This window comes from Moorena sp. SIO2C4, from assembly GCF_010672485.1.
GTDB classification, from domain to species: Bacteria; Cyanobacteriota; Cyanobacteriia; order Cyanobacteriales; family Coleofasciculaceae; genus Moorena; species Moorena producens.
The window spans coordinates 1-10,024 of sequence record NZ_JAAHGN010000157.1; the positions used below are offsets into that span (position 1 = coordinate 1).

General features: G+C 36.1%; 9 protein-coding genes. All 9 read left to right on the plus strand.

Annotated features, from left to right (window positions below; translation table 11 throughout):
* On the plus strand, positions 1–441 hold a 441-nt coding region (locus tag F6K20_RS11125; RefSeq protein ID WP_287294679.1), incomplete at its 5' end, for a tyrosine-protein kinase family protein.
* Between the two features lie 120 nt (positions 442–561).
* Entirely contained in the window at positions 562–1,935 is a 1,374-nt protein-coding gene (murJ, locus tag F6K20_RS11130) for a murein biosynthesis integral membrane protein MurJ (protein ID WP_287250616.1), read from the plus strand.
* On the plus strand, positions 1,932–3,047 hold the full coding sequence (locus F6K20_RS11135; RefSeq protein ID WP_287267496.1) for a glycosyltransferase family 4 protein: 1,116 nt from the start codon (positions 1,932–1,934) through the stop codon (positions 3,045–3,047). The genes murJ and F6K20_RS11135 overlap by 4 nt, the downstream gene beginning before the upstream one ends.
* Entirely contained in the window at positions 3,047–4,378 is a 1,332-nt protein-coding gene (locus tag F6K20_RS11140) for a phenylacetate--CoA ligase family protein (RefSeq protein ID WP_287267494.1), read from the plus strand. Before F6K20_RS11135 ends, F6K20_RS11140 begins: the two co-directional genes overlap by 1 nt.
* Before the next feature lie 497 nt (positions 4,379–4,875).
* Complete coding sequence (locus F6K20_RS11145; protein WP_287250621.1) at positions 4,876–6,066, plus strand: O-antigen ligase family protein; 1,191 nt, start codon at positions 4,876–4,878, stop codon at positions 6,064–6,066.
* An 8-nt stretch (positions 6,067–6,074) separates the two neighbouring features.
* A complete protein-coding gene (locus tag F6K20_RS11150) occupies positions 6,075–7,190 on the plus strand; it encodes a glycosyltransferase (protein WP_287250623.1) in 1,116 nt (371 codons plus the stop codon).
* Positions 7,183–8,325 (plus strand): glycosyltransferase, encoded by a 1,143-nt coding sequence (locus tag F6K20_RS11155; protein ID WP_287250625.1) that lies wholly within the window; start codon positions 7,183–7,185, stop codon positions 8,323–8,325. The genes F6K20_RS11150 and F6K20_RS11155 overlap by 8 nt, the downstream gene beginning before the upstream one ends.
* A gap of 68 nt (positions 8,326–8,393) precedes the next feature.
* Positions 8,394–9,353, plus strand: a complete 960-nt coding sequence (locus F6K20_RS11160) for a hypothetical protein (RefSeq protein WP_287267491.1) — start codon at positions 8,394–8,396, stop codon at positions 9,351–9,353.
* A 45-nt stretch (positions 9,354–9,398) separates the two neighbouring features.
* The coding region (locus tag F6K20_RS11165) for a glycosyltransferase (RefSeq protein ID WP_287294681.1) at positions 9,399–10,024 on the plus strand (626 nt) is incomplete at its 3' end.

Sequence of the window (10,024 nt, forward strand, 5' to 3'; positions counted from 1 at the left end):
TCCAGTGACCGTCCTTGGTATTCCCTCGTTCAGACAGGAAAGACTGAAAGTCTTGATCTAATCAGTTCTGGTCCTACTCCTCCTAATCCAGTGGCGCTGTTGAATTCCCAGAAAATGAAGCAGCTATTTGATGAGTGGCGACAGACTTATGATTATGTGCTAATCGATACTCCTGCTGTGGTAGGGGTTGCTGATACCCAAAGTGTAGGCAGTTATGTGGATGGAATTATCTTTGTTGCTGGCATGGAATGCAGTACCCATGATGATATTACCCGTTCCTTGGAGATTTTACGGAGCAATCAGTGTACTTTAGCTGGGGTGGTGGCAAATTTTGTTAATAACAAGCATGGTAACAGTTACTCCTACCGGCAATCTGCTGGTAATCCTCCCCAGTCTGAGCATGAGAAGAGTAATCTGGGATTGGTTAGGCAGTCTTGGTAATCGTTACTTCACACAGCTATCAAAAATTTATAGGGATCCGTGTAGGAATTGTGATAATTTTTGTTCCCTGTTCCCTACTCCCTGTTCCCTGTTCCCTTTGCTATAGATTAAATATTTACAGTGAAAAAACAGCCATTACATAATGCATTTAAGTTCTGGAAAAATATTTCCAGTGGCTCTAATAATCGCCAAATTTTTGGTGCTGCTGCTAAAGTAACTGCCATGACTGTACTGGTAAAAATAGTATCTGTGGGCAAAGAATTTGTGGTTGCTTGGAGTTTTGGCACCAGCAATGAAGTGGATGCATTAGTGATTGCCTTACTATTTCCTCAGTTTATTGGTAATGTAGTTGCTGGTTCTTTTAAACCTGCTTTTATTCCTACTTATATACGGGAAAGAGAGCAACAAGGACAACAACAGGCTCAGAAACTTCTTTCTGGAGCAATGTCTTATGTAATTGGATTGTTAATCTTGGTTACCATCCTCATGGTAGCTTTTGCTCCCTTCTATTTACCTAAAATTGCACCAGGTTTCGACTCAGGCAAAATCGAGTTTACTTTTCAGCTACTCTTAGCAGTTTCTCCTCTAATTTTAATTAAGGGAATTGTTACGATTTGCCAGGCTGTTTTAAATTCTGGAGAACGTTTTGCCTTGGCTGCTATTTTGCCCATTGCCATCCCTGCCTTAAGCATTATCTTACTTGTAAAATTTTCATCTTGGGGAGTCTTTGCCTTAGTTATAGCACTACTAGGAGGAACTTTAATACAAATTATTTTCCTAGGTATATCACTGAGGCGAAAAGGCATTAGCTTAATACCAAAACTATATAAGCTTGACTCTAAGCTTAAAGAAGTCTTTCGGCTCTATGGAGCCTCTGCTGCTGCTGCATTCCTCATAGGAAGTACTAAATTAGTAGACCAATCAATGGCAGCCATGTTAGCACCGGGAAGCGTCGCAGCCCTGAGCTATGGCTATAAATTGACAGCTTTGCCCCTTAGTCTTGTCGCCATAGGATTAGGGACAGCCGTTACTCCTTACTTTTCTAAGATGATCGCCAGGGAAGATTGGCAAGGGGTAAAACATACGCTAAAAAAATATCTGAAGCTAATATTCATCACAACTATTCCCTTAACCATTATTCTCTTAATTTGTTCCATTCCTATAGTTAGGATTCTCTTGCAAAGGGGATCATTTACAGCAGATGACACATATTTAGTGGCTCATATTCAAGCTTTGTATGCCTTACAACTTCCTTTTTATATTGGCAACATTTTAGTGGTTAGACTAATTACTTCAATGAGGATGAATTATGTATTTACTTGGACTTGTGCATTTAATTTACTGGTAAATATTGTCTGCAACTTTTTATTTATACAATGGATTGGAATTGCTGGAATTGCTTTATCTACTAGCCTAATTTATTTGATTTGTTTTTTGATGCACATTACATTTATAAATAAAAAACTTAACAAAAATTACCAACAAAAAATATGAAAATAACGTTAGTGATTTCATCTCTTTCTTGTGGTGGTGCAGAACGTGTTTCGGTTTTGCTTGCTGAAGGATTTGTAGAAAAAGGTCATCAGGTAACACTTATCACGATAGCTGGTAAAGAACGTGATTTTTATAAACTTTCACCTAAGGTCTCTCGATTAGCTCTGAATATTGCGGGTGCTTCACACAATGCTATTCAAGCTTTACGAAATAACTTACACAGATGTTTAGTTTTAAGAAAAGCTATTAAATCTACTAATCCTGATGTAGTTATTTCCCATTTAGTAAATACAAATATATTAACTATATTATCTTTATTAAAAACTAATCTGCCGACAATTATTACTGAACATTCTTACGGCAGAGAAAAATCTGATAAACGCAAAAAGTACAGTCTTAGAAAATTAGTTTATAAATACGCTAATAAATTAGTGAGTGTAAGTAAAGAATTAGATCAGTCATTCCAATGGCTAAATCCAAATAAAAGAGTAGTGATATATAACCCAATAGTGAAAATACCAGAGAATGATCTGATTGAAGACCATGTCTTACATAATCTAGGTATAGATTCCCACAAAAATTGGATCACAAGTATGGGGAGGCTAACAAAACAAAAAGGTTTCGATATTCTAATCAGCGCATTTTCAAAAATTGCCCATAAATATCCCGATTGGCAAATACTAATCATAGGGGAAGGACATTTAAAATCTGAGTTATTAGCTCTAATTAATAAACTAAATTTATCTGCTCAGGTTGTTTTAGTAGGTCGTTTAAGTAATCCTTTTCCTGTCTTAAAAAAGTCTGAATTATTTGTTATGGCTTCTCGCTGGGAGGGGTTTCCTATGGTACATTGCGAAGCCTTAGCTTGTGGATTACCAGTCATTGCTACGGATTGTCCTACAGGACCAAAAGAAATTATTCGTCACAACGTAGATGGTGTCTTAGTTCCCAATGAAGACTCAGAAGCTTTAGCTACTGCCATGGAAAATTTGATGTCTAACTCAGAAGAACGTCAACGTTTAGCTAGCCGTGCGACAGAAGTCAATAAACGCTTTGCTTTAGAAAAAATTTTGCAAGATTGGGAAAAACTTTTTGAAAATGTGAGTAAATAATGAATTTTAGAGGATGGCTTTATTCACACTATTCTTCTCTACAAGGTAGAGGATACTCTGCTATTTTTGACAAGCTTAGTCAAGAAATTACTTCAGGAATACACCCTGAAACAACTCAAACAAACTTGATAAAAATTCTTAACCATTGCCAAAAAAATGTCCCCTATTATACTCAAATAATGGCTCAAATTGGCAATTATAAACTTCTTGAACAAAATCCAGAAGTATATCTTCAAAACTTGCCAGTTTTAACCAAAGATTTAATTCGCCAAAACTTTGAACAAATAAAATCTACGGATTTAAAACAACGACAGTGGTATTTTAATCAATCAAGTGGCTCAACCGGAGAACCAATAAGGCTTATTCAAGACCGGGCATATTTCAACCGTTCGATGGCGATTAAGTCGCTTTATTCTTATTTGGTTTCAGGTAGAAAATTTGGTGATCCACAAGCAATTTTATGGGGCTCACGAACAGATTTATTATCAAACAAAGGTATTAAAGCTAAGTTATCAAGCTTTCTTAGAAATACGACCTATATGAATGCTTTCTTGATGACTCCTGAAAAAATGGCGGGGTTTATTCACAAGCTAAATAACAAACCTCCTAAGATAATTATTGCCTACGTTCAGGCAATATATGAATTGGCACAATTTGCTGAACAGGAGCAAATAACCATTGTTCCTCAAAAAGCTATTATAACCACTTCCGGCACACTTTATCCTTGGATGCGCGAAAAGATTGAGTCTGTATTTCAATGCCAAGTTTTCAATCGTTATGGCTCTAGAGAAGTGGGTGATATTGCTTGTGAACTACCTGGTAAAGAAGGTCTATGGGCTGCACCTTGGGGCAGTTATATTGAAATTGTAGATGATAATAATAATCTCTTGCCAACCGGTGTTGAAGGAAACATCTTGGTTACTAATTTAACTAACTATGCTATGCCATTAATACGGTACAAAATTGGTGACAGTGGCACTTTGTTAGTTAACGAACCCTCACGGCAGATATTCAAGGAAGTTTCAGGTAGAATTACGGATATGTTTAAGCGTAAAGACGGCAGTCTAGTATATGGATCATATTTTACTTATCTTCTTTATTTTAAAGACTGGATTTATAACTTCCAAGTTGTTCAAAAGGATTATTCAAAACTAGTGATAAGAATCATGAAAGGAAATCAAGATTATCAGCCAGAGCAAAAAGAATTAGATGAAATAGTTAATCATTGCCAAATAGCGATAGGAGAAGAATGCCAAATTAGTTTTGAATTTGTTGATCAAATTTACCCAAGTGCTTCTGGTAAGTACCGATACACAATTTCAGAAATTTAAACAGGATTTGGAGCTTTTTATATATGCAAATATTTTAAATATTGACAGCACTTAGTAATCTTTCGCTTCAGTGTGAATTACTGCTTCACTTCTCCCAATCAATACTTTTAACAGATTACTATAATCTAATCAAAGAATTTGGAGGAGAGTAACATTCTAGACATGATCACCACGATGGAGGATGGAAAGCTATAGGTTTAATAACCTCTGGGGGAGATGTTTATACTGATAAACTTATTACTGGGAAGCCTTTTTTATAAACACCCGCTATGGGAATGTGCCCATATATTAAAGAGATTTTGACCAAACTTCCTGGCTCTAAGCGTCGATTCAGATTAATGTTTCTAGAACCAGGATCTGTAATCAAGTGGCATAGAGATAAAACTGACACTCTTGATGGAGCAATATCTTCTCGTTTTTATATTACAATTATCACTAAATTTAAGATAGTTTTTACAATTTTATAAATATATTATTGATGCAAACTTATGAAGTTTATGCAAAAAAAAAATGCTTTACTGTACTATAATATTTTATTGTCAGTAGCGTCATTTGCGATATTTTTTACAGGTATAGATAACTATTTGCACAATGCTGATATTGTCAATATTATTCCTCTTTGGTTTATTGCTGTATTTTGTTTAGCAACCTTGTTTTTGTTAATCTTAAAAATAAAAATCAATTATAAGTCTACTTATTTAATCATCTGGTGTGGAGTTTTTTTAGTTATTTCAATTGGATCTTTCTTTTTTTCATCTCAATCTAGCATTGCTTTTCAAGCCCTTGAAACTAGAGTTCTCTCTATGATTTTTGTGCTAATTATGCTAGTAATTTTATCCCAAACTAGTTTAGTACAAGCTTGTGCTATTTGGACTATATTATTTGCTGTTTTACTAGGAATTGCTAATAATATTTATGAAATATTTTACCCAGAAGCATTTTACTGGGATGATGTGGGACGCTCCGCAGGTTTTTACCTAGATCCTAATGATAGTGCAGGGACATTAACCCTAGGAATGCTTTTTACTGTCGATCTTTTCAAGCCTAAATATCGTATACTATTTGTTATTTTAGTTGGTTTGGGGGTTTTTTCTACATTTTCCAGAGGAGGAATACTTGGTTGGCTTATTAGTGTTATTACTCTGATTATATTTAACGTAATTCCACAATATAAATTGGTAAAAGCATTTCTATTTATAGGAGTATTACTTGTTGTAATCGGAAATCAAATAACGTTTTTTTTAGATAATAATTATCAAGTTAATAATTTAGAATTTTTACATGGAAAAGCTCAAAAAAGAATTGAAATTTTTACTACTGGATCTACTGAAGATAACGCTGCTCAAGAAAGGTTCCAGCTAGCTAAGTATGCCTGGGACTATTTTTCAGAAAAACCATTGTTAGGAAATGGAATTGGAGCTACGGAAGAATGGGAATTGGAATTAAATAGCCATAATATGTATTTATCTTTACTAGCAGAGCATGGCATTATTGGTATTTTTATTATTCCTTCTCTAATCTATACCCTTAATAAAAATACCCGTACTAACAAAAAATATTTAATCTGGAGTTTTGCCGTATTTATTTTGGTGTGGTGCCTTTTTAATCATCGAATTTTATATTATCGTCCTGTTCTTATGTCCTGTGCTTTATTAGCAGTTATTAACAAAAAAGGCAAAGTAAAATGAGAAGCGTTATGTCAACTCAAACAATAGCCATTTTCCTAGCTTCCCTCCGGGGTGGTGGTGCAGAACGCAATATGCTCAGACTCGCCAATGGTCTTGCGGAACAAGGTTTAAAGGTAGATTTAGTTCTGGCGCAAAAAGATGGTGCTTATTTTTCGGAGATATCTCCCCAAGTTAATCTAGTTCACCTTGAAGCCAAACGGGTGCTGTTGAGCCTACCTAAGCTAGTGCGATACCTGAAACAGGAAAAACCTGCTTACCTCATCTGCGCTATGGATTATGTTAACTTAGTTGGCTTGTGGGGTAAATTTATTGCTGGAGTACCCACCCGCATCATTGTTACTGTGCGTAACACTCTCTCTTCTGAGGGCAATCAATCCCCATGGAAAAACCCCTTAATTCACGGCTTAATCCATCACTGTTACCCTTGGGCAGACTCCATTGTAGCGGTATCGGGAGGTGTGGCAGATAACCTAACAACTACAGTTAATTTACCCCGCAAGCACATCAAAGTTATTTATAATCCAGTAGTTACCCCTAATTTACTGCTCAAAGCTCAAGCTACCATAGACCATCCCTGGTTTTCTCCCAGAGAGCCTCCCGTAATTTTAGGAGTAGGTAGACTCACCAAGCAAAAAGACTTCCCTACCTTAATTAAAGCCTTTGCCATCGCTCAACAAAACTGTTCCGCTCGATTAATGATTTTAGGGGAAGGGGAAGAACGCCCTAAATTAGAAGCCTTAGTCAAGGAATTGGGCTTAGAAGATCAGGTAAGTTTACCAGGATTTGTTAATAATCCTTTTGCTTACATGGCTCAAGCAGCCTTATTTGTTCTGTCTTCTAATCGAGAAGGTTTACCCACGGTGTTAATTGAAGCTATGGCTGTGGGAACCCCTGTAGTAGCAACTAACTGCAAAAGTGGCCCAGAGGAAATCTTAGCAGGGGGTAAATACGGCAATTTAGTTCCAGTGGGGGATGTGGAGGGTTTAGCCCAAGCAATGGTAGCTACTTTGAATAATCCCATTGCCCCGGAAGTGTTGCAATCTAGAGCTAAAGAAGAATTCTCCCAAGAAAAGAGTACTACTGAATACTTAAAACTATTGAATTTAAGCACAGATAATGAGTAATGCCACAGATAAATTGAGTATAGTCCTTCTTTCCACTGGTTTAGGAGTAGGGGGAGCAGAACAACAAGTTATGTATCTTGCCCATGCTTTAGTAGCTAAAGGTCACCAAGTAAGGATTCTTTCTCTAATTCCCATAGGTCAAATGGGTTTAGAAGCCCAAGCCCAAGGATTATCTGTCCATAGTTTAAACATGAAACGGGGTGTACCAGAACCCAGGGCACTACTAGAGTTAATTAATCTCTTACGCCAATGGCAACCGCAAATTGTACACAGTCATATGTTCCACGCTAATCTGATGGCTAGGATCGCCAGGATTTTTACTCCCATACAGGTTTTGGTGGCTACAGCTCATAATCTTAAAGAGGGGGGACGTTGGCGAGAAGTTGCCTACCGTTGCACAGATCCTTGGTGTGATTTAACCACTCAGGTGAGTCAAGCCGGTTTGGAACGCTACATCAAAGTGGGGGTAGTACCCAAACATAAAATTAAATTTATACCCAATGTTGTGGACAGTGAAAAATTTCAACATCACCCTGAAGTACGCAGCAAAATTCGCCAGGAATTAAATCTAGGAGATGAATTTGTTTGGTTAGCAGCAGGGCGTAACCATGAGCAAAAAGATTATCCCAATATGCTCAAAGCCTTTGCTCAAATTGCTCAAAGATATAAAAATGCAATTCTACTGATTGCTGGAGATGGTTTTTTAGGTTCTAAGGAAGAAACTTTGGCGGAAAAGTTGGGCATTGAATCCCAAGTAAGATTTTTAGGGGTACGCCGGGATATACCAGCTTTGATGAGTGCTGCCGATGCTTATTTGATGTCCTCAGCTTGGGAAGGAATGCCAGTAGTACTTTTAGAAGCATCTGCTTCTGGTTTACCTATGGTAGCTACTGATGTTGGGGGTAATCGGGAAGTGATATTAGATGGTAAAACGGGAATTATCGTACCACCTCAAAATTCTGAAGCTTTAGCTAAAGCCATGCAAAATCTGATGGAATTACCTTTATTTGAACGTCAGAAAATGGGTCAGCTAAGTCGGTATTATATCGCAGAAAATCATAGTTTTGATCAGGGATTAATAAAGTGGTTAGAATTATATTACCAGTTATTAAATCATAAACAAAAAAATCTATAAAATTTATAAATACTGAAATGCTTAGTTTTGTGATGACATTTATTAAACAGATAAAAACTTACTTGTTTATGTTTAATAAAACCAATAAAACACTGATTAATGATATTACTGTCGAATTAAATAAGTTATTCAGTTTAGAGAGTGTTAATTTGACGAGACTAATAAACATTGAAATTCGTCATAATTCTTTTATATTGCTTTTTGAAATCAGCAAAAAACAAAATGTTTATGTTAAAATTATAAATTATAAGACATCAAGTCTTAGTAAAGCAATCAAAAATCACGATTCAATATCTAAGGGATTACATGAGTATAATTCCCTTTTATGGATTAATAAAAATTTAAATTTTTTGACAAATATAAATACCATTGAACCCATCACTTATTTGTCAAAATTCAATGCTATTGTCACCAAAGAAATAATCAGTTTTCAGCTTTATAAAAATCTCCATTATCAAAACATTGAAACAACGTTATTTTCCATCGGATCATGGTTATATGAATTCCATCAAAAACAAGGATATGAATATACATTTGTAAGCCAAGCAGACTCTTTGTTAGAGCAGATAGATATTGAATACAAAGAAATCCTGCAAGGCTCATATACTCCCCAAAACATATCATTTGGAATTGGGCTTAACAATTTTGACATTCGTGATGTTTTAATCAATAAAAATGATGTTTATTTGCTAGATTTAAATACAACTCATGAGATAGTACCTCATTTACAAGATGTAGGCAGATTTTTGGCTTCGCTGGAATTAGCTTATTGGGGAACAGCTAAATTTGGAATTAAGACTGTACCAAAGAGCTTAGCTAATGCATTTTTAGATGGTTACTGTTATCAGCAAAAATCCAAGGATTTGAGAAAAACTGCTAATTGGTTTGCTGCTCGCTATATCTTCAAACATATTACTCGCAATAATAAACGAATTAACGATACTAACAAAATTTATTTGAAAGGCTACTATCAACTCTTTGCTAAACCTTATTTAGAAAAAATTGTTCAAAACAAATTACTGCCTTGAGCAAGTTTATCAAAAGTAAAACAGTAGATAATAATGTGAAACCTAGTGACTACCTATCTCAAAAATAAATCTAAAATTCTCCATCTCATCACCCGTTTAGCTGTCGGAGGGGCGCAAGACAACACCCTCCTGACAGTGGAAAAACATGATCGTAATCAATTTGAGGTTCACTTAGCCTCAAATCCAGAAGGACAATGGTTGAATCGTGCTCAACAAAGTGCGGATACCTTCCACCCCATACCCCACCTAGTTAACCCGATTAACCCTATCTATGACCTTAAAGCTCTAACAGAAATAGTTCAATTACTGCGTAGAGAAAAATTTGATGTTGTGCACACCCACAGCTCAAAAGCAGGAATTCTTGGTCGTGTAGCTGCTCGCATTACTAAAGTTCCTGTGGTTGTCCACACTATCCATGGCTTTGCTTTCCATGACTTTATGCCTAGTTGGAAACGCCAACTCTATATTAATCTAGAGCGTAGTATGCGCCCCTGTACAGATTTTTTTCTTACCGTTAGTGAACTTAACCGTAAACAAGCTATCCAACTGGGGATCCTGAGTCAAGAAAAATCCCAAACGGTCTACAGTGGAATTGACTTTAGTAAATTAGACCGTCCTTGTCATCTCCCACAACTTCGACAGCAACTAGAAATTCCCGATGGTTGGCAAGA